This window comes from Paraburkholderia phenoliruptrix (genome assembly GCF_019511605.1).
In the GTDB taxonomy this organism is placed as follows: Bacteria; Pseudomonadota; Gammaproteobacteria; order Burkholderiales; family Burkholderiaceae; genus Paraburkholderia; species Paraburkholderia phenoliruptrix_A.
Map to the genome: position 1 here is coordinate 481,933 of NZ_JAEUAV010000002.1, position 15,100 is coordinate 497,032.

13 protein-coding genes are annotated in these 15,100 nt (G+C 63.0%); 2 read left to right on the forward strand and 11 right to left on the reverse strand.

Annotated features, from left to right (window positions below; genetic code table 11):
• Positions 1–26: 26 nt before the first annotated feature.
• From JNB89_RS05880 to JNB89_RS05915, 8 genes are all read right to left on the reverse strand, one after another.
• On the reverse strand, positions 27–851 hold the full coding sequence (locus JNB89_RS05880; protein ID WP_220361597.1) for a siderophore-interacting protein: 825 nt from the start codon (positions 849–851) through the stop codon (positions 27–29).
• 162 nt (positions 852–1,013) lie between these two features.
• Complete coding sequence (locus JNB89_RS05885; RefSeq protein WP_220361598.1) at positions 1,014–1,814, reverse strand: PadR family transcriptional regulator; 801 nt, start codon at positions 1,812–1,814, stop codon at positions 1,014–1,016.
• A gap of 183 nt (positions 1,815–1,997) precedes the next feature.
• Positions 1,998–2,891, reverse strand: coding sequence for a LysR family transcriptional regulator (locus tag JNB89_RS05890; RefSeq protein ID WP_220361599.1), 894 nt, complete (start codon positions 2,889–2,891; stop codon positions 1,998–2,000).
• Positions 2,892–2,962: 71 nt separating this feature from the next.
• Entirely contained in the window at positions 2,963–3,190 is a 228-nt protein-coding gene (locus JNB89_RS05895; protein ID WP_135895757.1) for a hypothetical protein, read from the reverse strand.
• 59 nt (positions 3,191–3,249) lie between these two features.
• The gene (locus JNB89_RS05900; RefSeq protein WP_220361600.1) at positions 3,250–4,542 is read right to left on the reverse strand and encodes an NAD(P)/FAD-dependent oxidoreductase; all 1,293 of its coding nucleotides are present in this window, start codon (positions 4,540–4,542) and stop codon (positions 3,250–3,252) included.
• Between the two features lie 72 nt (positions 4,543–4,614).
• Positions 4,615–6,156 (reverse strand): DHA2 family efflux MFS transporter permease subunit, encoded by a 1,542-nt coding sequence (locus JNB89_RS05905; RefSeq protein WP_276572769.1) that lies wholly within the window; start codon positions 6,154–6,156, stop codon positions 4,615–4,617.
• Between the two features lie 13 nt (positions 6,157–6,169).
• Positions 6,170–7,378 carry an HlyD family secretion protein gene (locus JNB89_RS05910; RefSeq protein WP_220361601.1) on the reverse strand — a complete coding sequence of 403 codons (1,209 nt, stop codon included), beginning with the start codon at positions 7,376–7,378 and terminating at the stop codon, positions 6,170–6,172.
• Between the two features lie 16 nt (positions 7,379–7,394).
• Entirely contained in the window at positions 7,395–8,885 is a 1,491-nt protein-coding gene (locus JNB89_RS05915) for an efflux transporter outer membrane subunit (RefSeq protein ID WP_220361602.1), read from the reverse strand.
• A 238-nt stretch (positions 8,886–9,123) separates the two neighbouring features.
• Here JNB89_RS05915 and JNB89_RS05920 point away from each other — a divergent pair, with 238 nt between their 5' ends.
• Positions 9,124–9,741, forward strand: coding sequence for a TetR/AcrR family transcriptional regulator (locus JNB89_RS05920; protein WP_220361660.1), 618 nt, complete (start codon positions 9,124–9,126; stop codon positions 9,739–9,741).
• A 212-nt stretch (positions 9,742–9,953) separates the two neighbouring features.
• Here the strand turns inward: JNB89_RS05920 and JNB89_RS05925 are convergent, their stop codons facing one another.
• Positions 9,954–10,190 (reverse strand): hypothetical protein, encoded by a 237-nt coding sequence (locus JNB89_RS05925; protein ID WP_220361603.1) that lies wholly within the window; start codon positions 10,188–10,190, stop codon positions 9,954–9,956.
• A gap of 119 nt (positions 10,191–10,309) precedes the next feature.
• Positions 10,310–11,215 carry an SDR family oxidoreductase gene (locus tag JNB89_RS05930; protein WP_220361604.1) on the reverse strand — a complete coding sequence of 302 codons (906 nt, stop codon included), beginning with the start codon at positions 11,213–11,215 and terminating at the stop codon, positions 10,310–10,312.
• A gap of 140 nt (positions 11,216–11,355) precedes the next feature.
• Here JNB89_RS05930 and JNB89_RS05935 point away from each other — a divergent pair, with 140 nt between their 5' ends.
• Positions 11,356–11,739 (forward strand): winged helix-turn-helix transcriptional regulator, encoded by a 384-nt coding sequence (locus JNB89_RS05935; protein ID WP_013343034.1) that lies wholly within the window; start codon positions 11,356–11,358, stop codon positions 11,737–11,739.
• A gap of 628 nt (positions 11,740–12,367) precedes the next feature.
• Here the strand turns inward: JNB89_RS05935 and JNB89_RS05940 are convergent.
• Positions 12,368–14,812 carry a filamentous hemagglutinin N-terminal domain-containing protein gene (locus JNB89_RS05940; protein ID WP_220361605.1) on the reverse strand — a complete coding sequence of 815 codons (2,445 nt, stop codon included), beginning with the start codon at positions 14,810–14,812 and terminating at the stop codon, positions 12,368–12,370.
• Positions 14,813–15,100 lie beyond the last annotated feature (288 nt).

The window sequence follows — 15,100 nt, forward strand, 5'->3', positions numbered from 1 at the left end:
GAAGTCGCGGCGCTCAGTGGCGGCGCTCAGTCGTCCAGCGTTTCATGCACGGCCGCGGCGCCCTGTTTCCAGTAGCTGGCCGCACGAATGCGCGACTTGTCGACGCCGCGTTCGGTGCACAGGTGATAGCGGATCGCGCGCATCGTCGCGGCTTCGCCCGCGGCCCATACATAGCCTTCGCCTTCTTCCGGCAGATACGTTGCGCGGACAGCTTGCAGCAACGTCTCGCCGCGCGTGGCTTCGTTATTGCGGTATGCCCATACCGGATGCAGTTCCGCCTGAGTCCGGAACTCGATGCGAGCCGACGGATCGGCCACTTCGATCACCGTGGCCACGCGCTTGCCGGCCGGCAGTTCTTCGAGGCGCCGCGCGATGGCGGGCAGGGCGGTGTCGTCGCCGATCAGCAGGTGCCAGTCGAAAGCGGTCGGAATCACGAGCGAGCCGCGCGGTCCGCCGATTCCCAGATACTGGCCGGCTTTCGCCTGCGCCGCCCATGTCGCCGCCGGGCCGGCTTCGTGCATCGCAAACTCTATGTCGAGTTCGCGCGCCTCGGGGTCGAAGCGGCGCGGCGTGAAGTCGCGCGCGGTCGGCCTGCGTCCTTCGGGGAACACGGGACCGTCTGGGCCTGCTTGCGGCAGCACCGGCTTGTCCGCGCCCGGCTCGGGGAAGAACACCTTGATGTGATCGTCGAACGAGGCCGACATGAAGTCATGCAGGTCCTCGCCGCTAAAGGTCACACGCACCAGATGCGGCGTGATCGTTCGTACGTTTTTCACTTGCAGCAGACGGAACTTGAGAGGATGCCGTACACGCTGCACGGCGAGGTCGGGGCGGTTTTGCTGAGTCGGCATGGAGGCACTGGTCCTGTCGGTTCGGTGAGTGAATGCGCCGCGGGCCGGGCGCCGGAGGGGCCAGAGGGGCTAGAGGGGCCAGCGCGGCCAGCGTGCGGCGAATCAGGGCGGCGGGTGGAACGAAGCGCCGGCGCGTGGAAGAAGGCTCCGGCGCTCGTGCGCTCACGCGGTGGGCGCGTCGTCGCTGTTGCTGCTGGCAGAGTTTTGTTCGCCTTCTATTTCTTTCGCGGCCCGCATGAGAATCGCGGCGATGCGGCGCTGTTCTTCGGCGGGCGCGTTGTCACGGCGCAGCAGCGCGTTTTTCAGCGCGCGGCGCGCCTGGCTCAGCTCGGGCAGCCAGCCGCCTTCGCTGATGTCGGCGGGTTCTTCGCCGGCAAACGCGCGACGCACCGAATCCATCTTGCGGGCAATGTGGCTGAGCTTTGCCAGCATCAGTTCGACGCGCTCGCGATTGGCCGCGAGGTAATCCCGGCCGGCTTGCGCGAGTTCGTAGCGCTTGCGGTTGCCTTCGAGCTGCACGGTCACGTAGCCGAGTTCCTCCAGATACGTGAGCGCGGGGTACACCATGCCGGGGCTCGGGCTATAGAAGCCGTTCGAGCGCGTTTCAAGCGCCTTGATGAGCTCGTAGCCGTGGCTCGGTTGTGCGTCGATCAACGCGAGCAGCAGCAGTTGCAGATCGTCGGAAGTGAACTTGCGGCCGCGCGGAAAACCGTCGCCTTCGCCGCCGAAGCCGCCGGGGCCGCCGCCGAACAGACCGCGTCCGCCGCGATGCTCGTGATGACGTCCCATGGCATGCCAGAGAGCCCACGGGGAGAAGCGATGCGAGTGTTCGTCGCGATCGTCGTGCATCGCACGGCGATGGGCAAACGCATGCCAGAGCGCGTGCAGCGAATGGCGCTCGAAGCGGGCGTCGAAAGCGTGGTCCGCACCGTGTGGGCGGCCGGAACGAGGGTAGTGACGCATCTTGTTCTCCAGATATGTCTTAAGATGTGTCGTAAGATATATATCTAAAGATGGTTTGTCAAAGTTTTTTTTGGGGACGTTCCGATTCCGCCAGCAGCCGGTCGGTCGTAGCGGCAAACTCCTCCGTGCCAAACCGTCCGCGAACGGGTAGAGGGCCTTTCGTCCGGTTCCCACACCGGCACGTCAACTGAAATGGTTCACCGCAAGATTGATGAACGCCCTTACCTTGCGAGATACAAAGTCCCGGCTCGGATAGACGAGCGAAACGGCCACGTCCGCGTTGAGTAGCGAATACGCGTCGAGGACATGGACCAGCGTCCTCGCGCGCAGCGCATCCGCAACCAGCTCGTTAGGCAGCAGCGCGACGCCCATGCCGTTGAGCGCCAACTGCATTTGCATCACGACGCTGTTGACGGTCATCGAGGGTTGAACGGTTACGCTTTCTTGCTTCCCCTCACGGTCGACGAAGACCCACGCTTGCTGAGCAGTGTCGGTGGGTACAGAAATCACCCTGCATGTCTTCAGGTCCGCAGGCGTTTTCGGGTGGCCAGCCAGTGCAAGATAATCGGGCGACGCTACCGGAATGCAGAACGAACTGATCAGCCTGCGCAAGATCAATGTTTCGGAGCGGACCATGTGCTCACTCACGATCCCGACTTCGAAGCCGCCCTCGAGCAGGTCGACGCGGCGCTCGGTCAGCGTGACGTTGAGGTTCACGCGCGGAAACCTTGCCTGGTAGTCCGCGAAAAGCGGCGTGAGCTGCACGAGCGAAAAGCTGCCCAATGCAACGATGCGGATTTCACCGCTCAGTTCCGTTTGCTCCGTCGTCGCGCGGGATTCGACTGCTTCGAGTTGCCTCAGGAGGTCGCGGCAGCCGTCGGCATACTCGGCGCCCGCCTGGGTCAGCACGACTTTGCGGGTGGTGCGCTGAAAAAGGCGGATGCCAAGATGTTTTTCCAGACACGACACATGGCGCGTGACGACTGACGTCGACGTGCTGAGCCGCTCTGCCGTCTGCGAGAAGCTCCGGCACTCGGCGACCTGGGTGAACACCTGCATGGCGCGAAAGAGATCCATAACTGTACGGTGATAGAAAGAACCTGACGATGCCGCAGCAGCCATCAGTCCAATGCCCCTATGATCGGCCGTCAGCGCTGCAGGTTGTTGACCCAGTTGTCCCACCACGCAATGCGCATCGCGCATTCGAGATCGTCCACGTACTCGTTCACCACCTTTTCGTATTCGGCGGTGTCCGCTTCGCAGTCGGACGGGTTGCGTTTGCCCTGCGCCTTGCGAATCGCGCACACGCTCGTGTGGAGCACGGTCATTTCATTCCACATTGCGCGGGAATGTCCTGCGTCGTCGTCGTTCATCATGGCTGGTCCGTCTGGAATCGCGGCATGGGGGCCGCTGCGCTAAAGCGGGCGATGCGTCGTCAACTCAGCCTGATCTTCGGCTGGACCAGCCCGTTGATCTTCTCGGCGGTCCACATCAGCCCCGCTCTGCCGAAACCGTGAAGCGCCTGCTGATGACGTCGATAAAGCATCGCGTGGCTCAGTTGCGCGAACCGCCCGCGGATGAAGCCGCCGGGGAAGAAGCCAAACCGTCCGAGTGTGCCGAACGCGCCGTAGTCGCTCAGCGACACGAGCGAGCCGAAGTCGCGAAACGCGAATGCGGGCATCGGCACACCGGCGAGCCACCCGGGCAGGTGGCGGGCCAGATGCTCCGCTTGCTGCGTGGCAACTTGCGCGGTGGGCGGCAACGGCCGTTCGTGGTTCGCCGGCGTCAAGCTCGCGCAATCGCCAACGGCGAACACGCGTTCATCGCGAGTCGACTGAAGCGTTGCGTCGATCAAGATCTGATTCGAGCGGTTGGTTTCCAGCCCGGCCAGCTCGCGCATGAAGTCCGGCGCCTTGACGCCCGCGGCCCATACCATGAGATCCGCCTTCGCCAGCAGGTTTTCGCCGTGCCGGAAGCCGTCCTGCTGCGCCGCTGTGACGCGCGCCGAGGTCAGCACGCGAAAGCCGATATGTTCGAGTTGCTGCTGGGTCGATGCCGAAATCGCCGGTGGAAACGAGGCGAGCACGCGCGGGCCGCTTTCGAGCAGCGTGAGACTCAGGCGGCTGCGCAGCGTGGGATCGCCGTAGCCTTGCGCGATTTCGAGCACGCGGCTCAACTCGGCGGCCAGCTCGACGCCCGTCGCGCCGGCGCCGACAATCGCGACGCGCAGTCGTTCGTCTCGCACCACCGCGCGCAGCATGCGCGCGCGCAACACGCTGTTGAAGGCTTCGGCCTGCTGCTGGCTGTCGATGAAATGACACTGCTGCCTGACGCCGGGCACACCGAAGTCGTTTGCCCTGCTTCCCAGAGAGAGCACCAGCACGTCGTATGGAACCGTTCGCGCCTCCAGCACCAACTCGCCTTCGGGCGTCCTCACTTCGTTGAGCAGGACTTCCTTGCGCTGCCGGTCCAGTCCGCACATCTCGCCTGCCTGCCAGGCGAAGCGGTGCGCGCTCGCATGCGCGAGGTAGCTCACCTGCTGTTGCTTCACATCGCGCGTGCCGGCCGCGATGGTATGCAGCATCGGCTTCCAGATGTGCGTGGGGCTGCTGTCGATCAGCGTCACCGACGCCTCGTGCGAATGTGCAAAGTGATTGCCGAGCCGCGTGGCGAGCAGAATGCCGGCAATCCCACCACCGACGATGACAATGCGTGTTGCGTTGGACATAACGGTTCCGTGTTGATTACAGTTCGCGAATTCCGCGCGAAGACGAAGCACGCACGAAGCACGCATGCGGTTTCAGTGCGCCTGCGATGTGTCCGCGACCCGCGTCGGTTTCGGCGCCAGCCAGACCGCCAGCGCGGCGAAAATGAAACATGCGCCTGCCATCGTGAAGAGCTGGTTGGTCGCGAGCATCACGGCTTGCGACTGCAAGATGTCGCTGATTTGCGCCTGGGCCTGACTCGCGCTAAAGCCGGAACTCTTCAGCATGGTCGAGAAGTGGCCGGCCTGATCGACGAGTCCGGACAGTTCCGCGCGGTCATACTTGGTCCGGTCTTCCCAACCTGTATTGACCAGCGACGTAGCAATCGCGCCGCCGAAGGTCCGGCAGAAATTCATGAGCCCCGCCGCCGATGCCGTTTCGGGCTCATCGACGCTGCTAAGCGCGAGACCCGTGAGTGGCACGAAGAAGAACGGCAAGCCGACGCCTTGCAGCAGCAGCGGAAACGCCACCTGCCAGAACGTCATGTCGGTGTTCGCATGCGTTCGCAACAGCGTGATCGCGCCGAGCCACATCACCCCTGCGAACACCAGCCAGCGGCCGTCGAACCTGGATGACAGGTTGGCCGCGAGCGGCGCCGAGATCACGGCGAGAATGCCCGTCATCGCCGTCGCGCAGCCTGCCCACGTCGCCGTGTAGCCCATGTAGTTCTGCAGCCATAACGGCGTCAGCACGGTCGCGCCAAAAAACGCGCCGAACGCAAGCGTAATCGTGACCACGCTCGCGCTGAAGCCGCGATGACGGAACACCCGCAAGTCGACCACGGGATGACGTTCCGTCAGCTCCCAGATCAGGAACGACGCAAAGCCGATCGCCGCGATGATTCCGAGCACGCGGATTTCCGTCGATGCGAACCAGTCGTTGTCCTTGCCTTCGTCGAGCATGATCTGCAGCGCGCCGACCCATACGACCAGCAGCGCGAGACCTACGGCGTCGATGGGAAGGCGCATCAGGCCCGTCTCGTAGCGCTTCAACAAACGCCATCCGAGATACCCGCAGATCAACGCGACGGGCACGTTGATGTAGAAGATGTACGCCCAGTGCAGCCGGTCGCAGATCACGCCGCCGAGGATCGGGCCCATTACCGGCGCGACCAGCGTCGTCATGCTCCACAAGCCGATCGCCGCGGCCGCTTTCTCTTTCGGGAAAATGCGCAGCAGCAGTGTTTGCGACAGCGGCATCAACGGCCCGCCTGCGAGACCCTGAAACACGCGGAACAGCACCAGCATTTCGAGCGACGTCGCCATCCCGCACAGCGCCGAACATACGCCGAACATGATCAGCGACGCGATGAACACGCGCACCGTGCCGAAGCGGCCGGCCAGCCAGCCGGTCAACGGCACGGTGATCGCTTCGGCCACCGCGTAAGAGGTAATGACGTAAGTGCCCTGGCTGGACGACGCGCCCATTGCGCCGGCGATGGTCGGCACCGAAACGTTGGCGATCGTCGTGTCCAGCACCGCGACGAAGTTGGCCGCGGCCAGCAGCAGCGCTGCGCCGATCAGCATGCCGCCGCTCAGCGGCGGCAACGGGATGTCCCGCGTTGGAGAGGAAGACATGGTGGGCACGGCCTCAGTTTGCGGGCGTGGCGTCGCCGCCGTTGCGCGTATCGACGGTCGCTTCCATCGACAGGCCGACGCCGAGCGGATGCGCGCGAAGATCGGCCGGATCGATGGCGACCCGCACAGGGAGGCGCTGGACCACCTTGATCCAGTTGCCCGTCGCGTTCTGCGCCGGGATCATCGCGAACGCCGAGCCCGCGCCGCCCGCCAGTCCCGCGACCTTGCCGTGATAGACAACCTTGCTGCCGTACAGGTCGGACGTCAGCTCCACCGGCTGGCCGATCCGCACCTTGTCGAGCTGGACTTCCTTGAAATTCGCATCGACGTGCAGCGAATCAACCGGCACGACGGACAGCAGCGACGCGCCCGGCTCGACCCGCTGACCCACCTGCACCTGGCGGCGCGCAACGACGCCGTCGACGGGCGCGCGCAACACCGTGCGTTCGAGATCGACGCGCGCCTGATCCCGCTTTGCGCGCGCGAGCCGCACTTCGGGATTGGTGTCGACAGTAGTGTCGACGAACAGCACCTTGTTGGCGTCCTGTGAACCGACGGCCGCCGCACGGCTCGCCTGCGCCTGTAATGCCGCGGCGCGGGCCGCCATCAATGCCGCCTGGGCGCTCGCGAACGACGTCTGTGCGTTGCTGAGTTCCTCACCCGAAACCGAGCCTGAATGCGCGAGCGCTTCGCGGCGCTTCAGGTCGATCGCCGCGCGGTCGAAGTCGGCCTTGGCCGACGCAATCTGCGCGTTCATGCGCGCCTCGTCGGCGGCGCGCGCGTCCACCTGGGCGGCGAGGCCGGCGTCGGTCGCGAGGTAGCCGCGCACGCGGCGCTCGGCGCGTCCCACTTCGGCTTCCGCCTGCTCGAGCGCGAGCTTCGCATCGGTGTCGTCGATCACGACGAGCACGTCGCCCATACGGACGTGCTGCGTATCGACCGCGGCGACGCTTCGCACGATGCCGCTAACCGACGGCGTGATCGACGCGATTTCGGCAGCGGTGTAAGCGTTGTCGGTCGACACGTAACGCGAGCCGATGAAGTACCAGTAACCCCCGTAAGCAACACCGGCCAGCACGATGACTGCACCCAGCAAGCCGAACAGTTTCTGGCGGCGGGCGACGGGAGCGGCGGGCGTCGCCGTCTTGCTGCCCGCGTAGGTGGAATGTTCGGCGGCCGGAACGGATGGCGCATCGGCGACGGGAGAATGGCTTTCAGACATGTTCTGGTCCTCGGGATCAGCTTTGATTGTTCGGGTTCGCTGCTGCTGCTGCTGCTGCTGCGGGCGGCGTGGCGGCCGGCTCATTGACCGGCGCATTGGCCTCATAACCGCCACCCAGCGCGCGTATAAGCGAGACGTCGAGCGTGAAGGTGCGCGAGCGCATGTCGGCAAGCTGGCGCTGCGCGCTCACCAGCGTGTCGGCGGCGCTCAGCACGTCGAGATAGCCGGACAGACCGCCCTGATAGCGCTCGAGCGCGACCCGGTGCGACTGCGCGGCTGCGTCATACGACGCCTGCGTCGCCTGCAAGCGGTCGGTGAGCGCGCGTTTGCTGACGGCGACATCGGCGACGTCGTGCAGCGCCTTGGTCAGCGTTTCGTCGTAGTTGGCGACGGCCTCGTCGTAGGTCGCGCGCGCGCCGCGCAACTGGCCGCGCAACCGGCCACCGTTGAAGATCGGCAGCGTGATGGCGGGACCGACATTCCCGACCGCCGAACCCGCCCGCGTCAGCATGTTCAATCCGAGCGACTGGAAGCCGATCATTGCGGAGAGATTCACGTTCGGATAGAAGCCGGCCTTGGCGACGTCGATCCGCTTGCTCGCCGCTTCCGCGCGCAGGCGTGCAATCACGACATCGGGACGGCGGCCCAGCAGGCCGAGCGCCAGGCCGGCGGGCATGGCGACTGGCTGCGTCAGATCCACAGCCGGGCGGCCGATGCCGAGGCCACGATCGGGACCTTCGCCCATCAGCGCAGCAATCCGGTTGCGGGTAAGCGCGATCGCTTCGTCGAGTTCGAAGAGGTCGGCACGCGCGCTTTGCAGCCTCGATTCGGCCTGCTTGACGCCGGCTTGCGTCTCCAGCCCGTTGGTGAAACGTTCGGCGAACAGTTGCGCGGACTGCGTGCGGACTTTGACCGCGGCTTCCGCGCTGTCGCGTTCAGCGAACTGACGCGCGAGATCCGCATACGCGTCGGCAATCGACGCCGCCAGCACCATACGAGCCTGGGCAACATCGGCGCGCGCCGCTTCGAGCTCCGACGTGGCAGCCGCAAGCGACGCGCGGTTCTTGCCCCAGAAGTCGATCTCATAGCTGAAATTGAGTTCGGCGGTGCCGTACGGACGCCATCCGTGCGGCACCAGTGCAGGCGGGAAGCCGTTGTTGTAGCTCTGCTTTTCCTTTTCGACCGAACCTTGCGCGTTGATTTCAGGCAACAGCGTGGCGCCCGCTTGCTGAGCCGATGCTTCAGCATTGTGTAGACGCGCTTGCGCGCTCGCCAAGGTCGGCTCACCCTTCAATGCCTCCGCGATCAGCGCGTTCAACTGCGGATCGTTGTAACGCAGCCACCACTGTTGCGTGGGCCACGTCGGTTGCGCTTGCGCTTCCGTGCTGAAACTGTGTGTGGTTTCGTAGCTGCTCACGTCCTTCGGCGACGGCTTTTGCGGCATGTCTGGAAATTGCGCGCAAGCGCTGGCCAGCATGGTGACGGCAAACGCCGTGGCAAACCTCATGGCCGGCTTCGCCGTTCGTACCGAACGCGCCCGCTTCACGCTTACTGCGGCTTCTTTCACGATGTCGTTGATTCGCTATTAACAATACCGTACAGTTTAGTTATGAGAGTCTCGACATGTCAACGTAAATAAATCGACCGGTTCAGTTTTGCGGGTGAGACATGGCAGCGGCCTTTGGTAACATCACGCACGGACGTGTTTCGTGAACCGCCCGGAAAAGCACAGGGAAGCCTCGGGAATGAGAAAGAGAACGGAAGAGAAGCGGCAGGCGATCGTCGAGGCCGCGTATGAAGTATTCATTGAAGCAGGCTTCGAGCAGGCGTCGATGTCCGAGATCGCGACGCGGGCTGGCGGGTCGAAGGCGACGCTGTACGGCTACTTCGAGTCGAAGGAAGAGATGTTCTTTGAAGTGATGAACGAGTGCGCCGCGCAGGAAATTAAAGGAGCGTTCGCGCTGCTCAAGACATCGGTGCCGCTCCACGAAGCGCTGACAGGTTTCGGCAAGCACTATCTGATCGCCATCCTCAAGCCTCAGTTGCTCGCGATACGCCGCCTCGCCATTCATGAAGGCGGCCGTTCGCATGTGGGCATGCTGTTTTACGAACGTGGACCGAAAGTCGGCTGGCAGATGGTTACGAGTTTCCTGCAGCAATCGTATGAAGCAGGACGACTGCGCAAATGCAATATCACGGTCGCGACGGCGCATCTGCGCGCGCTGCTCGAGGCCGAGCTGGCTGAATTGTGTCTTCTGGGCGCGCCGGTCGACACCTCGACACGCAACATTACGCAAGTCGTCAACCGGGCCGTGGACGTTTTTATGAGTGCCTATGGCGACATCACGGGTCAGAGCTGCTAGGCAGGCAGGTACAGACGGATCGCAACCGAGGGGGCACGCGCTCGCACGACTACGCTGCGACTAAAGCATGGCGAGCGGAGAAAGGCGCTGGCATACGAGCGTTATGAACGCGAGACACGAGAGACACGAGTCAAGCCCTGATTGCGCGAGGCTTCGAGTGACTGACTGGCACGGTGGATTGGTCCCGCCGTAAGGCGTCACCCGAGCTCGACTCAATGACCACGTGCATAACGCACGATCGCCCGATTCTTATCTTCGAGATCTGAGTCGCTGTTTCCAATATGGGTACCGCAGCTCATCCCCGTCCGGTTCGGGTGGTCACATACACCAACAGATTCTTTCTTCTTCGGATTCGCAGCCAGGTGGTCCTGGCTGTTGGTGGCCATGTCCTCAGCGAAAACCGTACGGATTTCTAAAGAAAGACTCGCTACGATCATCAGGGCCCACACGCTTCTCTTCATAATCAGTTTTCTCGGCGATATACATAGACAGGACGAGACGGTACATCGACGCTCCCTGATAGGGGTGCGCCCCCGTCTGCTGACCGCACCACACTGCATTTACAGACTTATTTAATGTTCAAAGCCTGCAAATTCTCGCGCAAGAACTCAGTAACAGTTGTCGGCGCGCGCCCGGTCAGTCGGAATACGGTGTCGCTGACCGCGCTAACGTTGTTTGCACGCGTGTTGGCGTCGAAGGCTATCAGCAACGACACAAACGGTGCAGGTACGCCGGCGGCGGACAGGCCGGCCGCCAGTTGTTGATCTGAAACGTGCACCACCTCAATCGGTACTCCGGCCAGGTCGCCAGCAATTTTCGCGACATCTGTCACGCCAAGAGCCTCCGGGCCGGTGAGGTCGTATCGTGCGTTGTCACGTGAATTTGAAGCGAGAACTGCTGCTGCCGAACGCGCGCAGTCTTCGCGCGTCACATAGGCAACTCGTCCTTCGCCCGCCGATGTGTACCACTTCCCAGTAGATAGCGCCCGCGGAATGCTTGCAAAAAGGTTCTCCGAGTACCAGTTGTTCCGTAGCACCGTCCATCCGAGGCCACTGGATGCGAGATCCTGCTCCGTACTGTAATGGTCGGGCGCAAACGGGATCGGTGAGCCCAGTTCTGGCTTGGGCATCGATGTATATACGATGTGGTCGACGTCAGCTTTAATGGCCGCCTCAACAGCACGTTTATGTTGCGCAAGGCGCCGGCCAGGTACATCCAGCGCGTCGGTACTGATGAGCAGCATGCGGCTCGCACCGGTAAACGCGCTTTCTAGCGACGCTGGATCGTTGAAGTCCGCCGACCTCACCACGACACCTTGTTCGGCCAGATCGGCAAGCGCGTCCGGCTTGCGAGTTGCCGCAATCACCCGATCCGGTTTCACGTTGAAGGTGTGAATCAAGTGAAAGATGACGCGTCGTCCTAGTTGGCCGGATGCACCTGTAACGAGCAGTTGAGGTTGTGATTCGTTGGTCATACTCTATCCTCGAAGTTAATATCGAACGGGAACTTGCTTCTGATATCGTATCGACACAGTTCGAATGCACAAGAGAGGAGCAAATGGTTACTTGGTATCAACGAAGTAACCGTGATTCACTCCAACGAGGTATGACAAAGATGACAACGACTAAAGCAGCTAATCCGAACACGGAAGCGTGTCCGATACGCGATGTGCTTGACCGCCTTGGTGACCGTTGGACTGTCCTGGTACTGCACGAACTCGAGGAAACGACCCTTCGCTTTGGCGAACTGAAAAAGCGCATCGACGACATATCACCTCGCATGCTTGCCCAGACCTTGCGACGGCTAGAAGAGGACGGACTTGTATCGCGGAGAACGTTTCCGACGATACCTCCGCATGTCGAATACACGCTAACCGGACTCGGACATTCGCTGCTGGTGCCCGTCAAGGGAATGATGCGCTGGGCAGCGGACAACCAGCACGCAGTTCGCGCCGCACGTCATGCGTACGTTCCATTGCGACCCGAGGCGGCAAAATAGTAGGAGTGGCTGATAGATGTCGCTGCATCTCCTCGCCGTTGCGGCGCGGAAATTGCGCTTCCAAAAGGGCGCCCGCTGGATGGGCTTCCCGCATAGGTTGTGTTCCCCGTATCGCCATCCTCGAAGACCTTGTTGCGTTCCACTGCGACGGCAATGTCCGGCGCACGCGCAAGCGCGCAGCCCTACAAGGCCAGGCGGCCTGCGGCTGTGTTTGGTCGCTAACGATGCTCGCCTCGCGTAACAGCACATCGACGCGCGCGAAGGCGCTCTCCAGTGCACTCGTTTTTCTGACGCGTGCCCCTCAAGGCCGCTTCGAGTATCGACGTATGTTCCGCAACCGTATTGCGATGTACACCGCACACCACACCGCTGCGCGAGGCTGAAGCCGGTTTCGTGGGAGCGCGTCAGCAGGTTAGCGACCAGTGCCGCATCCAACCGCACATGGAGCGCGTGTCCCGAGAAGGGGGCAGTGTGCGCAACAACCAGATCGAGCGCTTCGCGCCACTCGGGCTCCGGATAGCGCCCTGAACTGCACGGTGCACGGCCGTTGCGGGCCACATCGCGCAGCGGATAGGCGACGACCAGCAGCGCGCGTGGGATAACCGGCAGACGGCCGCGATGGAACGCTTTAAGGCGCGAGTTGCCAGCGCAAAACTGGATGTGTCGCGCCCGCCGGCAATGCCCAGACACCATCCGGGCTGAAGTCGTAGCCGGCGAAAGACGCCGGGGTCGCCATCTGCGCAGTGGTGAGACCATTCGCGGCGGGCACCGGTGTGCCTGTATTGACGCCGATGCTTGTCCCCGTCGTCTCCTTGTTCCAGTAGACGTTGCTCGCAACGGTTCCGTTGTTGACGTCGGCGACGCCGACCGTCGGCGGCCCGCCCGCCGGTCCATAGCGGTTGGTCAGCGGGCTGGTGGAGAAGGATTCTTCGATAGTTCCGGTGTTGCGCAGCACGAGGCCTGCCGCCGCGCCCGACAGACACGTCGAGCCGTAGCCGCCGCAGTAATTTGGCGCGAACTGAACCGCACCTGTTGCATATGACTGACTGATCAGTCCGGTGTTGGTGGCCGCCAGTCCGCCGCCGCCGCCGGTATGCGCGAAAGCGATGACGTCGCCCGCGGCGAATGATTGCTGTATCGTCCCGCCGTTTGAGCCGACAAGGCCACCGGCTCCACCCTCGCTCCTGACGGCTGCGTCGCTGGACGACCGGACAATCGTGCCGTTGTTCCACCCGACCAGTCCGCCGGAGCTTGCGCTTGCGCTGCCGCCGGCCGAGACATCCACGCGCCCGCTCGTGTGCGCGTTGGCAATGGTGCCCTCGTTGACGCCGGCGAGCAGTCCAAAACCCCCATAACTTCCGAAGTCTCTCAGCGTGCCTTGCACGGTCACGTTGCGCACGACGCCACCGCTGCCGATTACGGCGAACAGGCCGTGCGCGTCGTGGCCTGCCGGCGGCGGGCCCGGCGAGAACGAAGTGCTGAGGCTGACGTTCGAGAGCGTGTGTCCGAAGCCGTCGAACTGCCCCGTGAAGGGTGCGAGGACCCCGCCGATCGCCGTGTTGTGTACGCCATCGGGAAGGGTGGCGTCGACATCTTTTCCCAAGGCGTAGTTGCCGGCGAGATCGACAGAAATGTTTTGCAGATCGGTCAAGGTGTTGACCAGCTTGTAACCGGTCGCCTGGGTCACCAGCGCGCTGAACGGCGACGCGGCCCACGCGCTGTTCGTGCGGATCGTCCCCGGACTGTAGCTGCCGTTCATGTCGTATAGCGCAGTGACGGTGCCGGTGCTGCCCGACCAGTCGATGGTGCCGCGGTTCAGCACGCTGCCGCCGTTGTCGATGCCTGCGGCGTCTGCTCGCAACACGAGGTTGCCGCTGCCGGTGTTCCTAAGCGTCCTGGCCGGGGCGATCCTCACGTTGCGCGAAGCAACCAGCGCTAACGACGCCGGACCGCTCCAGTTGAGGTTCGACGCCACCGTCATCTCACCGGCCGTGCCGTGCCCGCCGGTCGCAATTGCGTTGATCGACGTGCCGGCGTTCAGGCTGCGCGCGAAGGCGGCCGCCGTAGCGTGATCGACGGTGAAGTCAGGCGTCGAAACGCTCCATAGTCCCGCTTGTACAGCAGCGTCTTTCTTTAACGTCAGCGAGTTCGCGAGTGTGTCGACGGTGCCGCCGCTGCCGTCTGCATTGGTTGCGTTGAGCGTGCCTTGTTGCGTGACGTGGCCGCTGTCGGCGACCAGCCAGATATGACCGTCGCGCATCGCCGTGCCGGTCGCGCGAATCCGCTCACCGCTGCCGGCGAGCGCGTAGATGTTGCCGTCGGCCGCTTGCAGATTGATTTGCGCGGCTTCTGTGATGCCGCGATCGGACACGTTGCCTTTGCTGCCGATCTGCACGAATGCCTGCTTGCTGCCCGACGATTCGTACAACACGACTTCCTGGCCGGCGACGTATTCGGCCGTCCCGTTCGGCGCACTGACGGAGCCTGCATTCACTACTTCGTTGCGCGAGATGAGGAACACGTCAGCGCCGCTCGAGCCGATTTTGCCGAGATTCACCACTTTGCCATTCGACGTGCCGGTGAGCGTGAGCGTCCCACCGTTCATGAACGCGTCGTTCGGCAGATCGAGGGTGGAAGCAACGAAGCGGCCGCCGGTGCTCACGACGCCTGCCGGACCCACCAGGATACCTTGTGGATTGATCAGGTACACACTGCCGGTTGCACTCAGGCTGCCGAGAATGGCCGAAGGCGAGCCGCCCGTCACGCGGTTGAGCGTGGCGCCCGTACCGTTTGCGAATGTGACGCTGTTGCCCTTGCCGATAGAAAAGCCGGTCCAGTCGATCACGCCGCGCGTCGAACCGGGCTGCGTCACTGAAAGCGTGTTTCCCTGGACCGCGATTGTTCCCGCCCCAGCCACATAGTGACCGCCCTGCGGAAGAGCGCCGCCTGCCATCGCAGCGTGTGCGCACGACAACCCCGCGATCGAAACAATCGCGAGGGGCAGCTTGCGGGGCCAGCGCTGTCGCCGTATCAGCGCGGGTTGTATGGAATGACGGACTGACGAGCGTGCCATATGTCCTCCTGCATCGGAATCGCGGATTCACCAGCGCCCGCAGTCGGACCCGAACCACGTGGACGGTGGCTGATCTACACGCAAAATACTAGTCGGCATTTTTCGTGTTACCGATGGAACGTCCGGTTTTTCAGCCGATTTGGCGCATGACACCTTGAGCGCGCGTCGATGTATCGCTTCCGAAAATGCAAAGATTTATCAAGACGCCGTTAAACTGATTTGATATATTCAGCGGGCGCTTAGCATTGGCTTTTAAACGGGAGTAACTCGACAGGTTTCCAAATCGAG

Bases quoted from the DNA above. Each gene is read 5' to 3' on its own strand.
- JNB89_RS05880 (WP_220361597.1), bottom strand. From the start codon at position 851: ATGCCGACTCAGCAAAACCGCCCCGACCTCGCCGTGCAGCGTGTACGG.
- JNB89_RS05885 (WP_220361598.1), bottom strand. From the start codon at position 1,814: ATGCGTCACTACCCTCGTTCCGGCCGCCCACACGGTGCGGACCACGCT.
- JNB89_RS05890 (WP_220361599.1), bottom strand. From the start codon at position 2,891: ATGGATCTCTTTCGCGCCATGCAGGTGTTCACCCAGGTCGCCGAGTGC.
- JNB89_RS05895 (WP_135895757.1), bottom strand. From the start codon at position 3,190: ATGATGAACGACGACGACGCAGGACATTCCCGCGCAATGTGGAATGAA.
- JNB89_RS05900 (WP_220361600.1), bottom strand. From the start codon at position 4,542: ATGTCCAACGCAACACGCATTGTCATCGTCGGTGGTGGGATTGCCGGC.
- JNB89_RS05905 (WP_276572769.1), bottom strand. From the start codon at position 6,156: ATGTCTTCCTCTCCAACGCGGGACATCCCGTTGCCGCCGCTGAGCGGC.
- JNB89_RS05910 (WP_220361601.1), bottom strand. From the start codon at position 7,378: ATGTCTGAAAGCCATTCTCCCGTCGCCGATGCGCCATCCGTTCCGGCC.
- JNB89_RS05915 (WP_220361602.1), bottom strand. From the start codon at position 8,885: ATGAGGTTTGCCACGGCGTTTGCCGTCACCATGCTGGCCAGCGCTTGC.
- JNB89_RS05920 (WP_220361660.1), top strand. From the start codon at position 9,124: ATGAGAAAGAGAACGGAAGAGAAGCGGCAGGCGATCGTCGAGGCCGCG.
- JNB89_RS05930 (WP_220361604.1), bottom strand. From the start codon at position 11,215: ATGACCAACGAATCACAACCTCAACTGCTCGTTACAGGTGCATCCGGC.
- JNB89_RS05935 (WP_013343034.1), top strand. From the start codon at position 11,356: ATGACAACGACTAAAGCAGCTAATCCGAACACGGAAGCGTGTCCGATA.
- JNB89_RS05940 (WP_220361605.1), bottom strand. From the start codon at position 14,812: ATGGCACGCTCGTCAGTCCGTCATTCCATACAACCCGCGCTGATACGG.